Below are 23428 nucleotides of genomic sequence, written 5' to 3'. Positions count from 1 at the left end.
TTTTGAGAAAGCGGCGAACGAATTTTCAAAGTGTGGGCTATTCTGCCGATTATCCGAAAAGCGGCAGCCGGACAAAATCGTTTGATATTTACTATTGCCCATTGCTTTCTGCCTACGGAGATTATTTTATGCCGGTCTATTATTGCGCAGGCGCGTGTCAACGGTTGATTTCAGTTTCAACCATTCCGGGCGGTAATCCGGTCGCGCAAAACGACCCGGAACATTGGGCAACCGAATATGTCAATTGCTCGCAATGCGGCGCGTTTTATTGCACGACCTGCGCTGCTCACAAACAGGTTTGCTGCGCCGTCGAGTTATTGCCGGAGCAAAAACCCAAAACGCCGCAGGATCAAATTTATGAATTATTGAATGTGCTCCATCGCCTGGCGCAAAAGATGGTTGCCGAAAAGATGTTTCAACCGCTCGGCGCATCTTTAAGTCTTCAAGGAGCCGTCACCTTTGAATACCTGCCACCGCTAGAGAATGAACCCGCTTTTGATTTTCGCAAACGTCTGCATCGCAAATTAATCGAAATCGCCCGCTCAGGACAAGCGAAAGCCGTCGGCATCTGTCATTCGTTACAGACCGCACAGGGCGCTTATGTAGTCATCTCGCTTGACCACGCAGCCGATAAACCCATCACCTTTCTTTTTGCCATCGAATCAACTGCGGAAGGCGATACGCTTTCCTCAAAACCCGTCGTGCAAAATGCCGCGTATGTGTTTTTCAAATTCGTTGATGCACAAATTGCCTGGCGATGGTTGCAAGGTCGCTGGCTCAGAGAGTCCGGTCAAAACGGTCCCGAAGATATGATTTACTGGGGCAACGGGGTATTTCAAACGCCGCACCTCACAGGTCAATGGGGCGTGCAGGACGGCGATTTTTTCACTACCGTCATCGAAGTCGCGCAAGCGCCGCAAGCTTACAGACGTGAAGCCCGCATCATTGCGCTCGATGCGAACCGGTTGGAATTGCAGGAATCCATCGGCGGCATGGCGGTGCAGACGGTTTACCGTCGCTATCAATAAACCCGACGATGGCTTCCTGATGATTGAAGCTTCACTTGAAAGGCTTCCGAAAATTTCCGCGACATGATTTTCTTCTGCTTGCCACTAGAGAATGTGAAGAAAATTTTAGCTCTCCCTTTATGAACTCGACTGAGAGGAATGGTTAGCATGAGAATAAGGAAAGCCCGGGTCGTTTTCGCCTGCCTCATACTGGCAATGGTAATCACTAACGGACAGGCGCGATTATCGACCAATCAACCCCTGCCGATACAATCCGCCGCGAAGCATATTTACGAGAATCAATTTCCGACGCCGATTCCGGTATTGCTGAAAAGCTCAATTTATGTTCAAGCGAAAACTCAGGATTCATACTGGAAATACCCCAACGAACGCGATTATTCGAGTTGGGTTCCCCTCATTCGCTTCAAACAGTTTTACAACAATGAACGACAATTGAATTACACGGTGGATTATTTCAACCCGGACGGTTCGTTGTGGTACAGCGAAAAGCTGGAATCCGGGATTAGCGCCGCTGACCGCACGGTGATGTATCAAAGTCCGAGTCCTTATAACGGCGTCTTCGATAAAAAATCAACAAACGGGATAGGCATCTATTCATTCAAAATCACCGACCAGGACACCCAGAAAGTGCTCTATCAAGGTAAATTCAAAGTCGGCAAATTCAGCCGCGCCTATCGCCCGCAGGAAAAAAATAAAATGAGTTTTTATGTCGAGCACGACTGGTTGCTGCCGTTTGGCATGATTGGCTTTCACCATAGCGATATTGAAATCGGCGGCATCATGCCCGAAGTCAGTGTCTGGCTCAATGGTTTGATTGATGCCAATGAATTGGAAGCCCGCCTGTTTTACAAAGGCGCGCAGATTGCCTCGACGAAAGAAAAAGGCGGCATCGTGAGCGATTATGATGAACGAGCAGCCGATTATGTGGCGGCTTTCGTGCCCCATCAGATTTGGAAACGCTGGCTGTTTCAGTGGGATAAATTTCGTATTGATAATCGTGGCAGGTATAACCCCGATTACTATCCGAACGCCCATTACGCAGATAAAAATCCCGGCGATTATACAGTTAAAATTTATCGCAACGGCGCGCAGATTCGCGAAATGAATTTCACCGTCGGCGCAGACGGAAAATTTGTTGCGCCCGCTTATACCGGTCAGATATTTCTGCCTTATCACCGCATCATTGTGCCGGTAAAAGTTATCGGCACAACTGAAAAAGTGAATGCGATAGCCTGGAAAACTGAGGCTTTTTACGGCAATCCCCTGAATGGATTCGCAATTCAATAATCATTGAGCGTGGAAAACTATGGCTGCTTCGAGAACCCGTCCCGAATACAAGGAGACAGAAGATGGCGATGACTTATAAGGGAGAGCTTTCTTACATAACCTTTAGTCGAAAGGATAATAAATATGTAGGCGGCCCTTTCGTAGCAATCAGCTCGTTTTCAGTGGTTGGCGGTTCAAAAAGAACCATCAATTTGAAGGCGACCAGTGATTTCAGTATTTCGACCGAGTTTGAACAGGCGCGCCAATATAAAAACATCACCTTGTTTATGCCGCCGACTCAGGGTGGCGACGATATGCAGGTCGCCCTGCAATTGAGTGAAAATGCTGCGAAGAACAACCTTATGATTTTAAATTTGAACATCGAAAAATTTACCAACGGTAAACGCATCGCCATGTTCAGACTGATGGACTGGGGTGCTACATTAAAAAAACCTCCACAAATCGTCGCTGAAGGTCTGCTGATGATTGAAGTTTCGCTGGGCAAAGCAGAAATCGGTTATGGGGAAGGTGATAAAGATGCCGATTTTATTGGTCTGGATGAATAGCGACCTGAAAAAATTTTCGCACGAGGTTAATTTTGTGCAGCTATCTCCATTCCAGCAAGGCGTTCCCGTTTTCCCGTTAACATTCAAATCCCATCCTCACAAAAACATTTACCTGTTGTTTGAGGAGAAATTGCAATGCGTCGAAAAATTATTCTGATACTGATTTGCCTGTTGCCAATAGCCTGTGGCGTCAATTCTGTAACCAAAGAGCAACTTGAACAGGTGAAAGCCGGCGATGTGTTGGTTTATCGTTTTCAAAAAGACGGCAAATCGTGGTTTTATGCCGATAAAATCACCCGCATCGAAGGCGATACGATTTTCTACAATCCGAGCAAAAAAGAAGGCACTGCCGGAAATGATGACCGCTTGAAAGAATTTATCACCGACAAAGAATTATCGATTGCAAAAGCCGAATTGTTGAAATATGCAACTGAACAGGGCGACGAAAAAAAGGTAATTATCTGGATTAAGTGAACCAGGCTTTCGCTTGTCTGCAATTAAATAATCCAAGTTGCCAGTTACTCATAGCTCCATAAAGAAACGATATTGCCCCTTCGGGGCAAAGGAAATTAGCCTGTGGTGCAGCCACAGGTCATTGCGCCAGGCAAAGTTCCCGCGCTCTGAAGGGGCGCAGGTCGCCATGAACTTCCTGCGCCCCTTCAGGGCGCGGTTGCAATGACGACCGGCATTTTCCAGCGGCTGCACCGCTGGCTAATCTCCGCTACGCCTCCGGCGCAGTCAATTGAACTGGCAACGTGGATTAAATAATCAACCCTGTTACCGATAGCCGGTCAATGACGATCTTCATCTTAAAAGCGCCATCATCATTGATTGACATTTGATGCAACGAGTTATGATAAACTTGCGGCATTTAAAAGGAGTACATATGTCAACCCGGCTTTCCACATTTTTGTTAGTCTTTTGCATCTTTCCTCTGGTTTATCTGATTGGCTGGGTGGCTTTTCTCCTTATTATTTATTTATCTGAACGCCAAACAAATTTTGAGGCAGCAGAAAGCTTTTACCTGACACTTTATTTTGTCCTATTGGTATGTTTGCCGCTGGCTTTTTTCGCGCACGTCGTCGCGGTCATATTACAGCGAAATGTATTTCATCACCTAATTCTGAGGCAAACCCTATCCGCAGAATTTTTTATAGGAATTGTGTCGGCAATTGTCCCGCTTGCAATCTGGCTGATTAATCCACTGGTTTTGCAGTCGCGTGATGAAGCGACACTTTGGACAGGTATCGTCAATCTTATTGCCTTTGCCTGTATTTTCGGCGCGCCGTTTGTATCTACCCACTTTTTCGCCAATTTTTTCACCTCTGACAACGAGATATAAACCCTTTCCGACTTGTACTAAATCAACAACACGAAACCTTCTTTCAGCCATAGACGTTCTTGATGTAACATAAACGCTTTATAGCTTAGAGCTTTTTCGCCCTGACTTATACATCTCAAATTTTCAGAGGAAACTTATGGCTGACGAATTTCAAAGTGATAGTGATTTTGCCTTGGGCGCGGAGGATTTCGAGTCCGAGGAAGAGTATCGCCTGCATTGCCTGCGGCATTCAACGTCGCACATTATGGCGTATGCGGTGCAACAGATTTTTCCCGAAGTCAAATTCGGCATCGGCCCGCCCATTAAAAACGGCTTCTATTACGACATGGATTTGCCGCGACCGCTGACGCCCGAAGACCTTGAAGAGATCGAGCGTCGCATGAAACAGATTGTCAAAGAGGGCTATCCGTTCGAGCGCAGCAATCTCGATAAAGAAAGCGCCCTCAAATTTTTCGGCGATAAACATCAAGATTTTAAACTCGAACTCATTAACGGTATTAAAGACGACACCGTTTCGACCTACAAAATCGGCGAATTCACCGATCTCTGCGCAGGCCCGCATGTTCGCCGCACCAGTGAATGCAAACATTTTAAATTGACTTCGGTGGCAGGCGCTTACTGGCGCGGCAACGAAAAAAATCCGATGTTGCAACGCATCTACGGCACGGTGTGGCAAACGAAAGAACAACTCGAAGAATATTTGCACAACATCGAAGAAGCGAAAAAACGCGACCACAGAAAACTCGGTCGCGAGCTTGATTTATTCATGCTGCATGAATGGGCGCCGGGCGCGACCTTCTGGCTACCGAAGGGCACGATTGTCTATAACACCTTGCAGGCAAAGATGCGCAGGCTTCTGGTAAAAAACGGCTATCACGAAGTCAAAGCGCCGCTCTTAGCAAACGAACAACTCTTTAAAACCTCAGGTCACTGGCAACATTACAAAGAGGATATGTTCGTCGTCCCTGATGAAGAAGCCCAGCAGCAGCATAAAGAGAATGCCGAGTTTGCTCTCAAGCCGATGAACTGCCCGGAAGCGATGTTGATTTTCGGCGCAAAAAAACGCAGCTATAGAGAACTGCCGCTGAGGCTTGCTGAACAGAGCGTCCTGCATCGCAATGAACGCGCAGGGGCGCTTTCGGGACTCACGCGCGTGCGTCAATTTGCCCAGGACGACGCCCACATTTTCGTCACCGAAGAGCAAATCGGTGATGAAGTGAATCGCTTGATCAATCTGGTGGCGCGCGTTTACAAAGCCTTTGATATGTCTTTCCGCTTTGTGCTCTCGACGCGCAACGAAGAAAAATTCATGGGTGACGTAGCGGTTTGGAATGCCGCCGAAGCCAAACTCAAAGAGGTGCTTGAGCAAAACCACCTCGAATACAAAGTCGCCAAAGGCGACGCGGCGTTTTACGGACCGAAGATTGACCAACTGGTGCAGGATTCTCTCAAACGCGAACATCAACTCGGCACCATTCAACTCGACTTTCAACAACCGTTGAATTTCGGGTTGACCTATGTCAGCGAACACAATACCGAAGAGCGCCCTGTAGTGATTCACCGGGCGATTTATGGTTCGTTTGAACGCTTCATCGCGATTTTGATTGAACATTACGCGGGCGCTTTTCCGGTGTGGCTGGCGCCGGTGCAGGTTAAAGTTTTGTCGATTTCCGAAAAGACCAAAGAATATGCGGAAAAAGTTTACGAGCGATTATTCGACGCAGACATCCGCGTTGAACTCGATATTCGCGATGACAAAATCGGCGCCAAGATTCGCGATGCGCAGTTGGAAAAAGTCTCTTATATGTTGGTGGTCGGCGCAAAAGAAGCCGAAAATCAGGCGGTCGCGGTGCGCTCGCGTGTAAAAGGCGACGAAGGCGCTGTGCCGTTCGAAGAATTCGTGGCGCGCATCAAACAAGAAACCGCATTCGAGTTTTAGAAAACCGACTCAATCATCATTCATCTTGAGAGCGTAGAGAAGGTCTCTACGCTCTTATTTATAGAGCGCCTGCAACTTTTGGCTTTTCTGTTACACTTACATAACATTCAAATCACTGGGCGTTCAAGGGAGTAATGACATGAGATTGCATTCAGGAATCTGGTACGGCAATACCCTCAGTACAGATAGCGTTGGAGGACTGACGCTCACCGAAACCGTGTACAACTCGAATCTTAAATTGCCCCATCACTCGCATGAGCAAGCCTACTTTTGTCTGGTTTTGAAAGGCTCATACACCGAAAGCTATGGCAGAAAATCGCGCATCTGTAAGCGTGCTACACTGGTTTTCCATCCCGCAGACGAACCCCACGCCGACCACTTTCATAGCCTTTCGCATTGCTTCAACATTCAGATGAATGAAGGCTGGGTCGCGCGCATGCGCCCCTATCCGCTTGAGCTTAATGAACCCCAAAATTTTCAGGGCGGATTGCTGCCGCATCTGGCGATGCGCCTTTACCAGGAATTTCGCCAAGCCGATGAATTATCGTCGTTGATTGTTGAAGGCATTGCGCTCGAAATGATGGGCGAAGCCGGTCGCAACTCCATCAAAAAATTCAGTGAGGTTCCGCCGCCTTGGCTGAGTGAAGCGCGCGATCTGCTCCACGAACATTTCACAGAGCATTTATCGCTTCGTGAGCAAGCAGAAGTTGTCGGCGTTCATCCGGTTCATTTGGCGCGCGAGTTTCGCAGATTTTATCATTGCACGGTTGGCGATTATGTGCGCCGGTTGAGAATCGAGTTCGCTTGCGAAAAACTCGCTAAATCGGATGCGCCTCTCAGCGAAATCGCTTTAGCGGCGGGATTCTTTGACCAAAGCCATTTCACCAGAACGTTCAAACAATACACCGGCAACACGCCACAACATTACCGGGCGAGTTTCCGCTAACCTGATGCCATCGCGCTCAACCTGTCCAATACCCCGCCGACGATTTCTGATAGCTTTTCAAATATGAAAAAGCTTGTTTTGATTCTACTTTTGTTGGTTTATGCATTGGTTGATGGTTCCGCTCAAACACCACAGGCAAAAAAAATCATCAACAATATGTCAAGGTACAATCTGTTCATTGGCATTTTACCAACCGCGCGTCAAATAGAAGTCAAGGGAACGTGGGAACTTCCCGCGCTCAAAGCCGCGACCGACACCATCGAATTTTATCTTTCTCCAAAAATGCAAAACCTGAAGGTCAATTTTCAAAAGCCGGAAATATCCGCTTCCTCTTTTTCGCTCACCGGCAAAGACGCCGGAGGAGATACCAGGTGGACTATCAAACTCAATCACCCTATACCGTCGGGGCAAACCGTCTCGCTTGATTTTTCTTATGTTTCGGAACCTGCGCCAGCGCCGCAATTCAACATCAGCCCCGAAGGGTCGTTTGCGGGCGGCGGCGGCGAGTTGTGGTATCCGCAAGCTGCTTTCAGCAATCGGGAAATCGGCACTTTGCATTTTTCAGCGCCGATGGGCGAGACGGTAATTGCCAACGGCATTCTGAAAAGCGCCAAAGACCAACAGGCAAAAGGCGAATTTATTTTCCAGGTAAGCAAGCCGTCGAAGTTCGCTTTTGCATGCGGGAAATACACGGTTCTCAGTCACGCGGGCAAAATCCCTTTCGCATTGTACCTGCTGCATCCCAGAGAAAATTCGCAAAAGATATTCGATGGTTGCGCGAAAGCTTTAAATTTTCTCACTTCGTTTTTTGGAGAATTTCCCTATCAAACTTTTTCATTGGTCGAAGTTGATTTTCGCTCGGCGGTTTCAGGAACCAGCGAATACGGATTTATTTTTGCCGATGACTCACAGTTCGACAAAGATGTTAATCTGGCTTATTGGGCGCATGAATTCGGGCATCAGTGGTGGGGCAATTTGATAAAGGCTGCGCCGAAAACGCCTGGACAAACGATGCTCACCGAAGGGCTGGCGCAATTCGGCGCGCTGCTTGCCATAGAAAATATTGAAGGCGAGAAAGCCGCCGAGCAATTTCGCCGATATGGTTATCAAGGCTACAACAAAAATCAATCCGCCGCCGGATATTTTGACCTCATCGCGAAAGGCACGGATTTGCCTCTCGCAGCGCACATCCCTCAAAATCAGGACGAGATTTTATTGATGCACCGATTGGCAAACTCGAAAGGGTTCATCGTATTGGATATGCTTTCGCGTTTATTGGGAAGAAAAAACCTCGCTGACAGCTTGAGAAAATTTCTGCTGCAAAACGCCGATGGCATGGCTTCCTGGAAAGATTTACAGACAGCCATTGAATCAACCTCAAAGCGAAACCTTCATTGGTTTTTCGAGCAATGGTTGGAACGCACAGGCGTACCGACATGGGAGTTGACCTGGCAACCGGACGCTCGTTCGGTGCGCGGCATCATCACCCAGACAGAGCCTTATTATCGGGTCATGGTTGAAATCGTCATTAAAGGCGATGGCAGACAACAACTCGCGCGAGAAGTTGAGTTTCGCGGCGCGCGAACCGAATTTCGCATACCGGTGAATTTTCAGGCGCGCGAGGTAAGCGTTGACCCGCGTTTTTTAATCCTGCATCGCAATAAGGAATTTCGCAGTTTGAAAATGGCAAGAACGAATGAGCACTAAAACCTGATGACTGTAAACGGACGGCTTGATATATGAATGCCCGAAACACTGATTAATATTTTCTGCAATTTTCAGGATGCGGTTGGTATCTGCTAAAATCCTTTCCGAATTATCCAGCCCAATATTAAACCCAGAGCTTAAAGCAAAATTAAACAAAATAAACTTTTCATAAAAGCTTTTAAATTCATCTTGGGATGAAAATAAAACTTTGTGGCAGGTGTTTGCCAAACCTGGAAAATTAACGCCTGGAAAATTAACGATGGATACTAAACATCTCTACCAAGCCAGTCGCATTATCTTGTGTTTGCTTTCAGGGCTGATGCCGTTTACCGGATTTGCCGCGCAAGCGCCTGCGCCAAGTGAACAACTGACAACGGAAATCGCTCGGCTCAAAAAGCTTCAGGTTTCGCTTGAAGAAAAAGCCAACGAAAATATTTATCCGTTTAAACAGGCAGAAACCGCGCTGACGTCGGGCTATCTCTATCTGAGTTTGTACCGCTTGCAGCAATTGCGTATGGGGTTGGAACCTCTGGCTTATCAACGTTCGCAAAAGCGTGCTGGCATTACCACTCGCGAAACCTTTGAAAAAACCTGGCAAACGTTAGGCACACAATTGTTTGCTAAAGAGAAACCCTTGCCTGCTCGAAAAACGCCAGGCATGGTGCAGGCATTGACGGAAATTTCGCAAAGCCAGATTCAACCCTATTACAAATCGGGGCGTCTTTACGGCATCAACACCACAGTTGAAAACGGACTCTACTATTTAGGATTGGCTGTGGCGCATAGCGATTTCCTACGCTTTTGTGCGCAACTCAATTTTCCGCCCGCACAACCGGCAGTAACGTTGCGTGCCCTCGATAGCGAGTTGCAAACTTTAGAAACCGAAATCATCGCCGGTTTTGCCAAAGCCGAAGGGACAAACGATCAGACAAGATATTTACCGGTGAATGCCTCGTTGAAAATCGCTCAGGAATTGAACGCCGCGAAAAAATTTCAAGGCGCGCTTTTGCAATATCTCAACACCTGTCTGGCGCTCAATTTAATTACGGCGGCGGCGGTTAATGATGAAACCGTAGCCCGTTTAAAAACTCAAAACGCCGCTGTGCACAAACGTTTGCTGGCGGCAAAAACCGATCAAAGCATCGGCTGGTTTTACTGGCAACTGGTCGAGTATGCGCTTCAGCAAAACGATGCCGAAATGCTCAAACGCGCGGCAATCATTTCGGATAAGCTACTGCCGCGCTATTTCAAATATCTTGGAGAGATCAACTGATGAAGCGAGTGAATGTTGTTTTGATTTGTTGTGCGCTCATCTTATCAAGCGCACAGGGGTTTGCCGTATCACCATCGGTAAAGAAAAAAATTCAAAAACGCGCCGGGGTTGCACCCTCAAACCAACCGGTGACGGTGACGCTGGTGCGCTGGCCCTACACCTGAAGCCTTTCAGACCCGGCAAGTTTGCTGATTAAAGAGATCGCTCAGAAATACGGCGCAAAAGTGAAATTCGTCAGTGAAAATTGGGGGGAATCAAAACTTGCGGATTACTATGGTATCACCCGCTACCCTGTAGTTTTTGTCGATGACCTGCTCATTGCGCAACCGGATGATTTCGGCTGGTACGGGGCAAAAGGCAAATACACACCGTGGCGCGATGCCGCCAATCACGCGAAATTTAAAAACGACCTCAGCAAAATGATTGACCTGATTTTGAGCGGTCATAAAGCCGCAGCCGAAAAACCTGCCGCCCGCCTTGAAGCCCTGGGACCTGCCGCTTTGCCAACTTTTACTGCGCACGATATGGATGGAAAGCAAATTGACTTTGCGGCGCTCAACGGCAAAGTGCTCATCGTCGAATTCTGGGCAACCTGGTGTGTACCTTGTCGCGCGACGCTCAAATGGTTTAATGAAATCAAGCAGCGTTATGGTGAGCGCGTCGAACTCATCGCGGTTGCCGTTGAATCGCCTGAAAAAGAGGTGCGACAGATGACCGCAACCTTAAATCCGATGATTCATAAAGTGTTCGTGAATGACGCAATCATTAAAAATTTTGGCGACATTACCAGTGTGCCGACGATGTATGTTTTTGACCGCACCGGCAAAACTGCCAATGTCTTTTTCGGCGCGCCGCCCGATTTACATCAGAAGGTCACAGGGTTAATGAATGCGCTCCTCAAATAATTCAAAGCGGCAGGGCTTGATGGATAACCAGATGCTTCAAGCCTTTGTCGCTTTCGACTGCTCTTTTCTTTAACCCCGCCTATTCGCAACAAATTTTTCGCGCCTTTCGGTTATCGCTTTTAAACGAGAACACCTTATCCGAAGACCAGGCGGATGCGGATGCTATTATCCGTTCAATCCCAAGAGCAATTTCAGCTTTCGTTGATAAGATTGATTTGATGAAGATGAATAAAAGGATTGCTGCGTCGCTTGCCCTGCTCCCCTGAATCAATTGAATTAAATCTTGACGATTTGAGCGCGATGCTGTTAGCCTGAGAGCGCTTCTCTAATATCCAGCCGTATATTCAATCAATAAAAATAAAAACCAGAACGTGAGCCAAGGCTCCGATAAACTTTCTACCGTGCAAAATAAATTACCATTTTCCGTTCGCCGATATGCAAAGATTTTACAAAAAAGATGTTGCTCAAAATCGCTCTATGTCCCTGACCAATCGCGAGGCTGTGCTGTATGCCTTCGATGAATTTATCGTTGACCCGCAAAATCGCCTGTTCAAGCGTAACGGTCAGGCGGTGTCGCTGACCACCAAAGCTTTTGAGTTGCTGCTCGTACTGGTTGAACATAACGGACAGGTATTGGAAAAAAATGACCTGCTCAATCGTTTGTGGCCGGAAACCTTTGTCGAAGAGATTAATCTCAATGTTCATATTTCCTATTTGAGAAAAGCTCTCGGTGAAAGCGCCGCGCATCATCAGTACATCGAAACCCTGCCGAAAAGAGGCTACCGGTTTTCAGCAACTGTTCAGGCAATCCCGATTCATCAGGAATCGCTCACGGCTGACGTTCAACCATTGTTGTCACCCTCGAATGAACTGCTGCCTACAATTGCGCAGGTAAGCGCGGCTCAGATTCAAACTGGTGGTGATGAGCCGATTGAACAGCCAATCAATCAAGCGCGCCACATTCAAAAACTGACTAAACCGCATTGGTGGTTAGAAAAAAAGCCTTTGAGCATTTTCGCGATGGTCATCTTCGCAGCGGTCATTTTCATCGCTTTTCTCTATCTGAAACGACGAGATTTTTTCCCGACATCTGCGACACCTTTTCAAAAAATCAGCAAACAAAAACTCACGGCGCATGGCAAAAATCTGTTGCCGACGCTTGCGCCTGATGGCGAATATGTCGCCTATGTGCTCGATGATGCGGGCAAACAATCGCTTTGGGTTATGCAGGTGGAAACCAAAAGTTGTGTGCAGGTCATCGCTCCGACAGAAGTTATTTACGATAGCGTGACTTTTTCGCCCGATGGCAAATTCCTCTACTTCGACACCACCGACAAACAGTATCAAAGCGCGCTTTATCAAATTCCCATACTTGGCGGCACGCCGAGAAAAATTCTCGTTGATGTCGATAGCCACATCGCCATTTCGCCTGACGGTAAACAACTCGCCTATGTCACCTCTGACCTTGCCAAAGGTCGAACCGCATTGATGGTGGCAAACGCCGATGGCAGCGAACCGCGCGTGTTGATGACGCGGCAGAAACCCGAACTGGTATCAAACTGGGGCGGCGTCGCCTGGTCGCCCGATGGTAAATTGATTGCTTGTGTCGTGCGCCGAATGAATTTGCCTGCCTGTCATATGCAGGTAATGATTTATCATTTAGCCGATAAGCAGGAATCGCCTCTGGGTCCGAACGAATGGGCAGACGTTGGACAAATCGCCTGGCTCGACGATAACAGCGGCATTCTGGTGAGCGCCTTTCGTCAGGAAGAACCGCTTTACGGTTCGCAACTCTGGCGCATTGCTTACCCGAAGGGTGAAGTCATCAAGCTCACGGACGATTTAATCAGCTATGAAGGCGTCAGCCTTGCAAATCGTTCGCATCGTCTGGTCACCTCAACGATGGAGCGGGTGTCGCGAATCTGGATACTCAATCAAGGCGATTCGGAAACTGCAAAGCAAATCATTTCGGTAATGGGCGATAATCGCAGCGAATTGTTTGGGATGAGTTGGACGCCTGACGGACAATTGGTTTACGGTTCGCACGGCGGCAGAAACGCCGACATTTGGATGATGAATGCCGACGGCACTAATCAACGCCAATTAACTTTCACCGATAGTCAGGAAACCGCACCGGTGGTTTCTCCCGATGGACGTTATATCGTTTATGTTGCCAAAGGCGCAGGTCCACCGCACCTTTGGCGCATGGACAGCAACGGCGAAAACCCTATCCAATTAACTGATGGCAAAGGCGAACAAGACCCCGCGATTTCACCCGATGGCAAATGGGTTGTGTATAACGCTTTCGTTGGCGGGGTGATGGCTTTAAATAAGGTTTCCATTGATGGCAGCGCCGTTGAACAACTCACCCACGAATGGTCGATTCGTCCGCAGATTTCCTCTGACGGCAAACACATCGCATTTATTAAAATGGATGCGTCGCACAAGCGTATGGTGGTGGCGTTGATGCCGTTTGCGGGCGGCGAAGTCAGCAAAACTTTTAATGAAATGCCGATACCCGAACATCTGCTGTTGCGCTGGTCGCCCGATGGTCGCGCTTTGCATTACATCAAAATCAGTGACGGTGTGGCGAATATCTGGAGCCAACCGATTGATGGCGGAATTTCAACACCGATTACCCGTTTCAAGTGCGACAGTATTTTTCGCTTTGCCTGGTCACGCGATGGAAAAACCCTGGCGCTCGATAGAGGCGTTACCATCAGTGATGTCGTGTTAATGAATGACACGCAGGAAAAATGAAAGAAGGGGAGAAAGGGAGAAGGGGAGAAAGGGAGAAGGGGGTGATTATTTGTTTAAATAGTATCACCCGATTATAGTCCCAAAAATTACAGCAAATATTGTAAAAGACATTTGAGTGTGAATGAGGTTATTTATCTCCCTATCCCCCTTTCTCCCCTTCTCCCTATCTCCCTATCTCCCCTTCTCCCCTTCTCCCCATCCCCTTTCTCCCTCGCTACGATTTAGCTTTCTGTCTGAGTTGTTCGATGAGTTTTTTGATTTTCTCTTTATCGTTCACCTGTGGCGCGATGCGTAAAAAATGTTCGAGCGCATCGGCGGCTTCTTTGTATTGATTGTTGCGACTGTAAAGCGAACCCAGATAAAAATAGGCATCCGGCACGTCGTCTTTCGCCATCTGCACGACCCGTTCAAAAGCCTGAATCGCGTCCATTCGCGTGTCGCTTTGTTGCGCGAGCACAATGCCCAACCACATATAAGCGTTTACTGAACCGGCATTCAATTCAACCGCCCGCCGCAATGAATTCACTGCCTGCTCGCGTTGATGCAAATTGAACTGCGCGATGCCGAGTCCATAATGCGCCCGCCAACCGTCTCTATTCACTTCGACAGCCCGAAGCAATAACGGCTGCGCGTTTTGATAATCGCGCTGTTCAACATAAAAGTTGCCCAGTTGTTCAAGCGCGTCGTAATAATCCGGGAAAATCTCAATGGCTTTTTTCAAAGCAACGACGCCCTGTTCGACGAGCCTGGCTCTCAAATTATCCATCCCGCGTTTGTACTCTTTTTGCGCGGCATCGGGAACCGATTGAGAAAAATTAATTGCCGGTGGCGCACCCTGGGCAGCGTTTTTTTTCGGCTTGACGGTGAGGTCAATCATCACCGGTTCTTCGCTTCGCGTAACCGACAGCGGCACAAGTTCGATGCGTTGTTCGACATTTTCATAATTGGTGTTCATCATATCGACACGCAGAAAATAGACGCCTCTACTAATCGTGCGAAATTCGTATTTGCCGGTGCTGTCGGAAAAAATGGTTTTAAGCGTTTGACGGTTTTCATCAAGCAGAGAGACACGAACGTTGCCGAGTGCCTGCCCGGAAGCGGTTCTCACATAACCTCTCAAAGCAAAGCGGGCTTCGGATTGCAAAGCAAAAGGGTTTACGAGAAAACTGAAAAATAGAATGAGTATGAGCATAACCGCTGCCTCCATTTTCAAAACATCATTCATCGCCCAAAGAACAAAAAGTCGGGTTGCTTATCGGTAAGTATAAGCAACCCGACCGCGATTATCTAAGCAGGAACCCTAAGGCAATGGTTCAAGCTTAGAAAATGAAATGGAAGCCCAGGCGCACCGTGCGGTTTCCTTGATAAGCTGTCGGCAATCCGTAAATCGCGCTACGCGCAGGCGACGCGCCATTTGCGGGATTAACCAGAGATTCGGCATCGAAGCCATGCGCATAGAAATCCGCGACGCTGACAAAGGCATTCAAATTACCGTTGCGATTCAACTGTTGCCCGATGTTGAGCACTGCTGCCTGATTGAAGACGTTCAACACGTTGAAGTCGAATTTCACTTTGGTGTGTTCCGTCAGTCCATAAGTGTGCGCCACCAGAACGTCGGTTTGCGTCAAGGCAGGTGTGCGCCCCAAATCACCGCGACCGTTGTAATAGACCGGCACGATGAAGGTCACTTGTGACGTAAGCGGTGTGCCACTATAAGCCAACTGCGTCAGCGAGAAAGTGGTCGCGCCGATGCCGGTATTGAGGGTGTAGTTGCCGAAGAATTTGAAGGTGTGCGGGCGGTCGGTTGCCAGGCGTCCGTACACGTTTTGACCGTGCGAATCGAAATTGCCGAACGGCAGGTCAAAGGCGCGGCTGACGTTGGGTTGTGAACGACCATTCTCATCCGAATTCGCCAGACCCGCATAGTTGCCGTAGAGCCGGCTCCAGGTGTAAGAAGCCGAGTAACCGAGATTGCGCAAAAAGCCTGTGGTGCGACGACCATCCAGACGAAACTCGACGCCATCATATTCGCGTTTGGCTTTCGGAACCAGCGGCACACCAAGCGTGGTAACGATGCTTTCGTCGGTCAAGCCTTCGCCGGGGTTGCCGATGGTGTATTTTTCATTTTCCTCGGCATCGAGAATACCAATATCTTCGATGGCGCGAATCAAACGCTTGCGGGTGTAACGCGCCGAGAAAATCATGTTTTCGTTAAGCTGATGTTCCGATGTTACGGTGAATTCTCTCTGTTGATAGGGTTTGATTGCCGGGTCAATGCCTGCAATCTGCCCGTTGGCATCGACTTCAACCAGACGATTGTCGAATTCGGTAATCGTCGCGCCGAGCGCGCCGGGGTTGGCTTTGCCGAGCAGATTCAGATTGGGACTATCCAATCGATAGACATGGCTGACCCAGTAATCGCCGCCGAACGAACCGCGCGCCAGTTCCAGTTTCATGGTGTCGAAGAAATGACCATAGCTGGCGCTCAGTTTCCACTTGCCGTTGCCTAACACATCCCACGCCACGCCAAGACGCGGCGCAACTTTATCGCCCCAGCCGAAGCTGATGGGATTGTTTTGCGGAACGCCGTTGACCTCTTTGCGATACGGCGGCAGGAATTCATTTTCAATACGCATACCGGCATTGACGGTGATGTGCGGAGTCACCTGCCAGGCATCCTGAATGAAGAAGCCTTGATTGCGGCTGTTGACGCCCGTATCGTGACGCACACCATCTTGCCAGATGTAGTAGCCATAAGTACCACGCGCCCCGGCGATGCTGCCGCGATTGAACGCATCACCCCAGAAGACCTGGAAGAAGCCGTTGGTGAAATCGTCCTGCACCTGATTGGCAATGCGGTTCAATTGATAACCGCCTTTCAAGGTGTGTTGTTGTCCGAGAAAACGTCCGACATAGGCGCCGTCGAGATAGATGTTGTGACGTGTAGTGACGTCTTTGAGAATGGCGAACGTCGTGGTCACATTGGTGAACCCTGAGTTGCCGACAAATTCTGCCGGAACCGCCGGGTTGGTCTGCTTGGTGGAATTGGTGCCGTATTGAATAAACGGCAGACCCGATTTGCCATAAGAATTGCCTTTGGCATTGAAATAGTTATAACCGTAGCGACCGGTGATGATGAGTTTGCTGGTCGGCAAATAGGTGACTGCCGCTGAGTAAGTTGATGCAGGCACATAACCGCCGCCGATTGCGACATTGTTTGCGGGCGGCGAGATTAACGGGTCACCATAAACCGTTCCGGCAAACGGCGCGGGCGAAGCGAGTCCCGGAAGCACACCGGTAATTTTGTTGGGCGACCAGGTGAACGAACTGTTGACCTGCAATTTTTGCGATGGCGCATAATCAAGTCTCGCCAATCCGAATTGCTGCACGATGCGTTGCGTATAAGCGCGTGTGCCGCCCGACACATGGTCAATGGTGCGCTCTGTGCGATTGAGTTGCGGCGCATAGCTGGTGAAGAAATGCAGGCGGTCTTTAACGATTGGACCACCCAACGAGAATGCTGGGAAGAAGGTGCGGAATTCATCTTCTCTTGGCGAAAAGAAACTGGATTGCGTCACATCCGTCGGATTCAACCGCCAGTACCCGCGCGGGCTGGCATCAAGCGCGGCGCTGTTGAGTTCAAGACCGGCTTCGCCATGAAAATCATTCGAGCCGCTCTTGGTCACGACGTTGACCACGCCGCCGGTTGCGCCGCCAAATTCGGCTTCAAAGCCGCCGCTCTTCACTTGGACTTCTTTCACGAATTCAAACGGCAGCGAATTTTGCGCCGACAAAGTGCCACTGCGAACGTTGGACACGTCAACCCCGTCGATGACAAAGACATTTTCGGAACCTGATGCGCCATCCACTTGAAACCCGCCGACCCCGCCGAGCGCGCCGGGAACGCCTGCGGCTCCGGCTTTCGGTTCAGGGCGCACACCGGGCGCAACCTGTAAAATCGAATGGAAATTGGTGCCTTTGGGCGTATTCTCAATAAATTTTTCGCTGATGTTGGTCGCGGTTTTGCTTGAGGTCACATCGATGGCTTCGCTGGTTGCCGTGACCGTCACGCTTTCAGAAACTTGTCCGGTGGGTAGTTCAATTTCGAGCGATAATTCTTTGCCGAGTTCAAGAACGATTTGCTCTTTGTTGACGGTCTTGAACCCTTGCTGACTGGCAGTGATGGTATAGGTGCCGATGGGTAGTCTTTGAAAAACGTAAAAGCCGCTGCTGTCCGTGGTGGTTTCAAAGGGACGCACGGCTGTCGGACTGGTCGCTGTCACTTTGGCATTGGCGACCACTGCGCCGGAACTGTCTTTGACGGTTCCTTGAATGCGTCCGGTATTTTCCTGTAGCGCAGCAAGCGATGTGCTGACCGGCATCAATGCCAGAGCCAGCAACAAAAGAACACTGCAAAATTTGCGGAATGGTAATGCTTTTCTCATAAAATCCTCTTGAGCTATTTTTTGATTTGATTGCTAAGACCTGCACGGGTGAGATCATCAGCCTCAATTCGATTGTTCGGAGATGCCGGGTAAAATCTCCGTTCTTGCATATCCTGTAGAAATGATTTACACGTTTGTCTGAACTGTGGCGATGAAGGGCAATTCGAGCATTGCCTATCACGTTTTTCGATTGCACGATTTGAGTTATCGGCAAGACGGCTCTCACAACGAGCCTATGTTTGGCTGGGTATCATTTGAAATCTGTGGGTGCCTTTGCTTTTCCCTTATTATTGGCACCCTTGACGGCAAGCAGTATCGAATAAAAGCGGTTTAAAAGCTTTTAAAAGGGTTTAATTTCGCTTTAATTGTGATTAAAAGCGACAACCCTCGCGACTTACCGATAAAGCAAGTAAACTACTTACCCATGTCCATAACCCATTTGTTAAAAATCAATGTCGCGCATCCACAGGAAGAAATGATTGAGCAGGCGGCGACGATCATTCGTGGGGGAGGATTGGTGGCTTTCCCGACCGAAACGGTTTATGGACTTGGCGCAGATGCGTTGAATGAAACCGCCGTGCAAAAAATATTTCAAGCCAAGGGTCGCCCCGCCGACAACCCGCTCATCGTCCATGTCAGTTCACGAGAAATGCTTTCGCGTGTGGCAACCGATGTCAGTGAAAAGGCTGAGCAGTTAATAAAAAAGTTCTGGCCCGGCCCGCTCACCCTGGTTTTGAAAAAATGCGCTGAGGTTGCGCCGACGGTCTCTTGCAACTTGCCAACGATTGCTGCGCGAATGCCCGCCAACCCCATTGCCCTGGCATTGATTAAAAAAGCCGACACCCCCATTGCCGCGCCAAGCGCCAACCGTTCGGGAAGACCAAGCCCGACCACTGCGGCGCACGTTCTCGAAGATTTAGACGGACGCATCGAGATGATTTTGGATGGCGGCGCAACCCATATCGGCATCGAATCAACGGTGATTGATATGACAGGCAGTGTGCCGATGATTTTGCGCCCCGGTTGGATTACCCGCGAAGCGATTGCCGACGTCATTGGCGACGTTGAACAAGCGGTGTCCGAAGACGAACTCAAACGCTCGCCCGGCACGCGCTATCGTCACTACAGCCCGCGCGCCCGCGTGGTGTTAATTGAACAGGCAACCGCAGATGAATTGAAAAATCGTTGTGAAGAATTATTGCAGCAAGGTCGGGTCGGCTTGCTGCATCACACCCCGCTTGCAATCACCGACGCAAATTTATTTGCGGTTCAACTCACGGACAGCGCCGAAGATTATGCGCGAAGAATTTATGCGGCGCTCAGAGACCTCGATGAACGTCAACCGCAGGTCATTCTTATCGAAGGCATCAGCGAAGCGGGCGAAGGCGCTGCGGTCATGGACAGACTGCGCCGCGCCGCTTCGGAAATCATGAACTGACACCCTGGTTTTAGCATTTCTTGTTAACCGATTTCTTCACCCGGTTGCGATATAATTCAAATGATTGAACGGAGTCAGTTTTATATGGCAATCATCATTCGAGAAGCACAAACGAACGAACGCGATGAATTAATTCCTTTACTGTTGCAGGCAGAACCGTCTGAAAGCGCTTTGCGTTGGAGCCTGGACAATTTGAGCGACACCATTTACCGCATGGATGAAGATGATAAACTTGTCGGCGCAGCAACGATGCGATGGCGCAAAGCGCCTGTCGAAATCATTGAACTGGCGATTGCCGGAAACCATCACGGGCAGGGACTCGGAAGACAAATGATTGATTATCTCATTGCCGAAGCTCGCCATCGTGGCAAAGCGCAACTTTTTGTCGGCACCGCCAATTCCGGCATCGGCAATATTGTCTTCTATCAGAAATGTGGCTTTCGTATGGACAGCGTGCGCAAAGATTATTTCTGGTATCACGCTTCGCCGGTATTTGAAAACGGTATCCGCACACGCGATTTACTGGTCTTTCGTTATGACCTCGCAGAATAAATTTTTCACAGGGTAGATTATCGTTCCAGGCTCTTTGGGTGGCGAATGCCTAAAAAGCGTTGCAGGCTGCGGCGGCGTAATTTCAAAAATAAACTTTCGCGACCAATCTGCGGAAAAGCAGTTTCATCCATTTCAGGAACAAACGATGCGCCGCGTCCGCTACCGAATTCGTAAACCGGAAACGCCAGCATACTGAGCATCGTCGTCCATTCGTTGTGATACGGGCTGCGCCAATCGGCAAGCGGTTCGTCTGAGCCTACGACTTCAATTCGTTTTGACGGGTCGCCGAACCAGTGCCGCGAAGTTTGCATCAAGCCGACGTTACGGACTTCTTTAATGCCCATATGACGCGACGCCACCATATCAACCGCCAGCGCATCGTGTCCCGCGTAAAATCGCCAAGGTCGTTTCGGACGCGGGCAACTGATCATTCCCAACAATCCGTCAGCCGCCGTATCATAAGCATCAATCAACGCGAAATGCGGCGGGAACTGATCGAGCAACATCATCACCGCCGTGTCTTTGTGCGCTTGTCGCTCAACGAAGATAAATTTATCGCAAGGCTCACCCAGGGTTTCCACGTTGTTTAAGGTGAGAAAAACAATATCGACGGGATGGCTGCATAGCTTCGCAAATGAGATGCGAAAATCGGATTCCTTCCAGGTGTGACTCACTGTACGTTGCCCCAAACCGCGCGGGTAATCGTGCGCGATTTGTTCTGCGGACGCATCAACCAGTTTGAAATTATTGGATGTGATGTTGAAATAGCGGGCGACGGTTTCGACCGAACGGTTTTGATAGAAGAAGTCATACAGATTGCGCGCTTCGATAACCGTGATGTCGCGGCAACCAAGCGAGCGAAGATAGAGGGCGAGTTGTTCAATGAGCGCCGGGTCGGTGATGACCGATTGGTCTTTTTGCGAATAACCGAGCATGAAATTGGGTTTGATAGTCACTCGCAATTGGTTAATCGTTTTGCCAAGTTGGGTGGCGCGATCTTCAAGGGCTTGTTTGAGTTTTGCTTCACCAAGCAGATGATGAAAGAGGGGGATTTTTTCTTCGGCGGTTGTGCCTTGCAAAACGCAAACCGCACCGCCGCTTCCGAGCGGGCTGCGCGCAATGAAATTTTTGCGATGCGCGCGTGGTAAAAAAATTTCACCGACTTCGGCGATTTTTTGCGCAAGGGTATCGGCGGTTTCCGAGTTTACGAGTTCATCGTTTTCATCAAAGGCGGCGGCGAGAATTTCAAAGATACGTTTGTGGCGGTCTTCATCTTCCATCGTGCGCCGAAAATCATCAATAACTTTGGTATCAAATTCGTTTTGTTTTTCGAGAATTTCGACGAGGCGTTTGAAACAGAGCCAGGCGGTGCGTTCAGCATCGATGTTGAATAGACAGAATTCGCGAAATGAACGGTAATCGAGATGACGGCGAACCTGTCCGGGAATTTTCCCTGCAAAAAATCCCAGCCAGGTAATCCAGGTTGCCCAGAGCCTTGAGAGCGGCGCTTGCGACCAGCGCACATGTTGACGCACAGAGGTTGCCCAACCGCCGATGACGCCCGCCATTTGACTTGCGAATGCCAGCAGGCGAAGCCTGGGGCTGCCGTATTTCAAAATCGCGCCGCGCATATAAATCGCGTGCATCTGTTCATCTTTCCATGACCAGAGCAGCGCGTGATGCACGAGGTCGCGCGCGTCTTCGGTAATCGGCATTTGCCGCAGGCGTTTTAAAATGGCTTCTTCGCGATAGCCGATGGAGACAATCTCTTCGCGTTCGAGCGCAAGCAGAAAGAGTTTCAAAATTTCACGACGCGGCGCGCTGGCATATTTTACGCGCCAGAGTTCAAGCTCCTGTTCAAACTCTTCATAAACGCCGTTCAACGGTTGCTGTCTCGCTTTCGGTAATCAGTTCTAAATGAGTTTTAACGAGGCTCAAGGACTGATTCAATAGATTTTTTACAAAGCAAAATTTATGTGGTTTTCCGGCAGGGGAAGGGAATTGCAGGGTGTCCAAAAACCCTGCAAATTTTCACCGGTGAAAAAATCAAATTGCTGCGATCTTTTGTAGTCCAACTTTCACTGTCCAAAAATTATAGTGATACTGTTGCCGAATTGATTTTTGATTTTCAGTTTCTCGTATAATGGCGTGAATCCATTCTTGATATCCTTGCAACTTGCTGCAAAAGCAGAAACTTTTTCCATGATCCACAAGGAGGTTTAATTAATTATTCACTTAACTTTCCAATGTTTTCCATAATCATCGGTATAAAGTTCCGAGATATAGCCGGAACCCTGCTTTATGGGTTTGATTTTCATTTTGCCTGTTCCATCTAAAGCTAGGGTGACCTCTTCAATCAATTGCGCGTCACAACACTGCCAATTCTCTAAATCCAATTCAGCATCCCAAGCCGACCAGGTTGTTCCAGCATCTAGGGTAACGGCATAAAGCCATCCCATATAAAAATAACCTACCTTGTCGTTTACAAAGCGAATTTGATTCTTTGGAATTTCAACTTTGTTTGGAGAAATAAAGGTTATTACCCTATTGGCACCAGAGAAGAATTTTTTATCTATCGCTTCAAAATTATAATAGACTTGTGGCGGTTCAAGATCGTCCCTTTCAAAGACAGTTACACTAATTTTGAAAGGCGTGTTTTCAGTCTCCCAAATTTCTAAAGTTTTTTCTTTATCCCTGGATGAGCTTAATAAAGGCCCGGTATTTCTCGGATCGCCTTTGAGCACAACCGTCTTCCTCGATTGCCAATCATTTATATCTTGTTTGTAGATGAACCATTCGTTTCGATACCCCAATGAACCGCCATCACCATCCCTACAAAAATTGGCATCATAAAGATAATCTATCGGCTCTTCTTCATTTTTAGGTTCTACTTTCGGAAAGAACAGCTCCATCCCGCGCTTGGCTTTATCTCGATCAGTATAAACATAGACATCTAAAATCTTACTCACATCTGATTGTTTCCGTGAATAGCTGGTAAAGAGACGGCGGAGTTTTTCCTGAGAATAATCTTCCGTGGAGATCAATATTCCTGTTCTCACAATTACCGTGCTTAGCCTCTTGAAGCTTTTCTCCCAAACCAACTCGAAAGGAAAATCTAATTTCATGTCCTGTTGCTTGTGTGAGTCGATAGGAATAGTCATCTTTAATCCCACAATAATTAATACAATTAAAAAAATACCTAATACAGCCTTGTAGATCATCTTCACCTCAACTTTATGCGACAGCTAATTCAACAATACC

18 protein-coding genes are annotated in these 23428 nt (G+C 48.6%); 14 read left to right on the top strand and 4 right to left on the bottom strand.

What is annotated here, in order from left to right; all coding sequences use genetic code 11:
• Positions 1-128: 128 nt before the first annotated feature.
• The 12 genes from AB1757_25490 (at position 129) to AB1757_25435 (ending at position 13732) form a co-directional block, all read left to right on the top strand.
• The gene (locus AB1757_25490) at positions 129-1028 is read left to right on the top strand and encodes a hypothetical protein (protein MEW6130413.1); all 900 of its coding nucleotides are present in this window, start codon (positions 129-131) and stop codon (positions 1026-1028) included.
• Positions 1029-1175: 147 nt separating this feature from the next.
• Positions 1176-2315 carry a hypothetical protein gene (locus AB1757_25485; GenBank protein ID MEW6130412.1) on the top strand — a complete coding sequence of 380 codons (1140 nt, stop codon included), beginning with the start codon at positions 1176-1178 and terminating at the stop codon, positions 2313-2315.
• Positions 2316-2377: 62 nt separating this feature from the next.
• Entirely contained in the window at positions 2378-2860 is a 483-nt protein-coding gene (locus AB1757_25480) for a hypothetical protein (GenBank protein MEW6130411.1), read from the top strand.
• A 135-nt stretch (positions 2861-2995) separates the two neighbouring features.
• Entirely contained in the window at positions 2996-3334 is a 339-nt protein-coding gene (locus tag AB1757_25475) for a hypothetical protein (protein MEW6130410.1), read from the top strand.
• Positions 3335-3701: 367 nt separating this feature from the next.
• A complete protein-coding gene (locus AB1757_25470; GenBank protein MEW6130409.1) occupies positions 3702-4202 on the top strand; it encodes a hypothetical protein in 501 nt (166 codons plus the stop codon).
• Between the two features lie 136 nt (positions 4203-4338).
• Positions 4339-6141, top strand: coding sequence for a threonine--tRNA ligase (gene thrS, locus AB1757_25465; GenBank protein MEW6130408.1), 1803 nt, complete (start codon positions 4339-4341; stop codon positions 6139-6141).
• 139 nt (positions 6142-6280) lie between these two features.
• The gene (locus tag AB1757_25460; protein MEW6130407.1) at positions 6281-7087 is read left to right on the top strand and encodes an AraC family transcriptional regulator; all 807 of its coding nucleotides are present in this window, start codon (positions 6281-6283) and stop codon (positions 7085-7087) included.
• A gap of 63 nt (positions 7088-7150) precedes the next feature.
• Positions 7151-8794 (top strand): M1 family aminopeptidase, encoded by a 1644-nt coding sequence (locus AB1757_25455; protein MEW6130406.1) that lies wholly within the window; start codon positions 7151-7153, stop codon positions 8792-8794.
• A 259-nt stretch (positions 8795-9053) separates the two neighbouring features.
• Positions 9054-10067 (top strand): hypothetical protein, encoded by a 1014-nt coding sequence (locus AB1757_25450; GenBank protein MEW6130405.1) that lies wholly within the window; start codon positions 9054-9056, stop codon positions 10065-10067.
• A complete protein-coding gene (locus AB1757_25445; GenBank protein ID MEW6130404.1) occupies positions 10067-10231 on the top strand; it encodes a hypothetical protein in 165 nt (54 codons plus the stop codon). Before AB1757_25450 ends, AB1757_25445 begins: the two co-directional genes overlap by 1 nt.
• A 21-nt stretch (positions 10232-10252) precedes the next feature.
• Positions 10253-10972 (top strand): TlpA disulfide reductase family protein, encoded by a 720-nt coding sequence (locus tag AB1757_25440; protein MEW6130403.1) that lies wholly within the window; start codon positions 10253-10255, stop codon positions 10970-10972.
• Between the two features lie 477 nt (positions 10973-11449).
• On the top strand, positions 11450-13732 hold the full coding sequence (locus AB1757_25435) for a winged helix-turn-helix domain-containing protein (protein MEW6130402.1): 2283 nt from the start codon (positions 11450-11452) through the stop codon (positions 13730-13732).
• 214 nt (positions 13733-13946) lie between these two features.
• On the opposite strand, the gene AB1757_25430 is transcribed toward AB1757_25435, so the two are convergent.
• Complete coding sequence (locus AB1757_25430) at positions 13947-14924, bottom strand: tetratricopeptide repeat protein (protein ID MEW6130401.1); 978 nt, start codon at positions 14922-14924, stop codon at positions 13947-13949.
• A gap of 127 nt (positions 14925-15051) precedes the next feature.
• The gene (locus AB1757_25425) at positions 15052-18177 is read right to left on the bottom strand and encodes a TonB-dependent receptor (protein MEW6130400.1); all 3126 of its coding nucleotides are present in this window, start codon (positions 18175-18177) and stop codon (positions 15052-15054) included.
• 424 nt (positions 18178-18601) lie between these two features.
• Between AB1757_25425 and AB1757_25420 the strand changes: the two genes are divergently transcribed.
• Complete coding sequence (locus AB1757_25420; GenBank protein ID MEW6130399.1) at positions 18602-19615, top strand: L-threonylcarbamoyladenylate synthase; 1014 nt, start codon at positions 18602-18604, stop codon at positions 19613-19615.
• Positions 19616-19699: 84 nt separating this feature from the next.
• On the top strand, positions 19700-20167 hold the full coding sequence (locus tag AB1757_25415; GenBank protein ID MEW6130398.1) for a GNAT family N-acetyltransferase: 468 nt from the start codon (positions 19700-19702) through the stop codon (positions 20165-20167).
• Positions 20168-20184: 17 nt separating this feature from the next.
• On the opposite strand, the gene AB1757_25410 is transcribed toward AB1757_25415, so the two are convergent.
• Positions 20185-22050, bottom strand: a complete 1866-nt coding sequence (locus AB1757_25410) for a DUF362 domain-containing protein (GenBank protein MEW6130397.1) — start codon at positions 22048-22050, stop codon at positions 20185-20187.
• 348 nt (positions 22051-22398) lie between these two features.
• Positions 22399-23388 (bottom strand): hypothetical protein, encoded by a 990-nt coding sequence (locus AB1757_25405; GenBank protein ID MEW6130396.1) that lies wholly within the window; start codon positions 23386-23388, stop codon positions 22399-22401.
• Between the last annotated feature and the right edge of the window lie 40 nt (positions 23389-23428).

The organism is Acidobacteriota bacterium, assembly GCA_040754075.1.
Lineage (GTDB): Bacteria > Acidobacteriota > Blastocatellia > UBA7656 > UBA7656 > JBFMDH01.
The sequence above is the reverse complement of the archived record's forward strand: the minus strand, read 5'-3'. Positions and strand labels throughout refer to the sequence as shown.

Bases quoted from the DNA above. Each gene is read 5' to 3' on its own strand.
- AB1757_25490 (MEW6130413.1), top strand. From the start codon at position 129: ATGCCGGTCTATTATTGCGCAGGCGCGTGTCAACGGTTGATTTCAGTT.
- AB1757_25485 (MEW6130412.1), top strand. From the start codon at position 1,176: ATGAGAATAAGGAAAGCCCGGGTCGTTTTCGCCTGCCTCATACTGGCA.
- AB1757_25480 (MEW6130411.1), top strand. From the start codon at position 2,378: ATGGCGATGACTTATAAGGGAGAGCTTTCTTACATAACCTTTAGTCGA.
- AB1757_25475 (MEW6130410.1), top strand. From the start codon at position 2,996: ATGCGTCGAAAAATTATTCTGATACTGATTTGCCTGTTGCCAATAGCC.
- AB1757_25470 (MEW6130409.1), top strand. From the start codon at position 3,702: ATGCAACGAGTTATGATAAACTTGCGGCATTTAAAAGGAGTACATATG.
- thrS (MEW6130408.1), top strand. From the start codon at position 4,339: ATGGCTGACGAATTTCAAAGTGATAGTGATTTTGCCTTGGGCGCGGAG.
- AB1757_25460 (MEW6130407.1), top strand. From the start codon at position 6,281: ATGAGATTGCATTCAGGAATCTGGTACGGCAATACCCTCAGTACAGAT.
- AB1757_25455 (MEW6130406.1), top strand. From the start codon at position 7,151: ATGAAAAAGCTTGTTTTGATTCTACTTTTGTTGGTTTATGCATTGGTT.
- AB1757_25450 (MEW6130405.1), top strand. From the start codon at position 9,054: ATGGATACTAAACATCTCTACCAAGCCAGTCGCATTATCTTGTGTTTG.
- AB1757_25445 (MEW6130404.1), top strand. From the start codon at position 10,067: ATGAAGCGAGTGAATGTTGTTTTGATTTGTTGTGCGCTCATCTTATCA.
- AB1757_25435 (MEW6130402.1), top strand. From the start codon at position 11,450: ATGTCCCTGACCAATCGCGAGGCTGTGCTGTATGCCTTCGATGAATTT.
- AB1757_25430 (MEW6130401.1), bottom strand. From the start codon at position 14,924: ATGCTCATACTCATTCTATTTTTCAGTTTTCTCGTAAACCCTTTTGCT.
- AB1757_25425 (MEW6130400.1), bottom strand. From the start codon at position 18,177: ATGAGAAAAGCATTACCATTCCGCAAATTTTGCAGTGTTCTTTTGTTG.
- AB1757_25420 (MEW6130399.1), top strand. From the start codon at position 18,602: ATGTCCATAACCCATTTGTTAAAAATCAATGTCGCGCATCCACAGGAA.
- AB1757_25415 (MEW6130398.1), top strand. From the start codon at position 19,700: ATGGCAATCATCATTCGAGAAGCACAAACGAACGAACGCGATGAATTA.
- AB1757_25405 (MEW6130396.1), bottom strand. From the start codon at position 23,388: ATGATCTACAAGGCTGTATTAGGTATTTTTTTAATTGTATTAATTATT.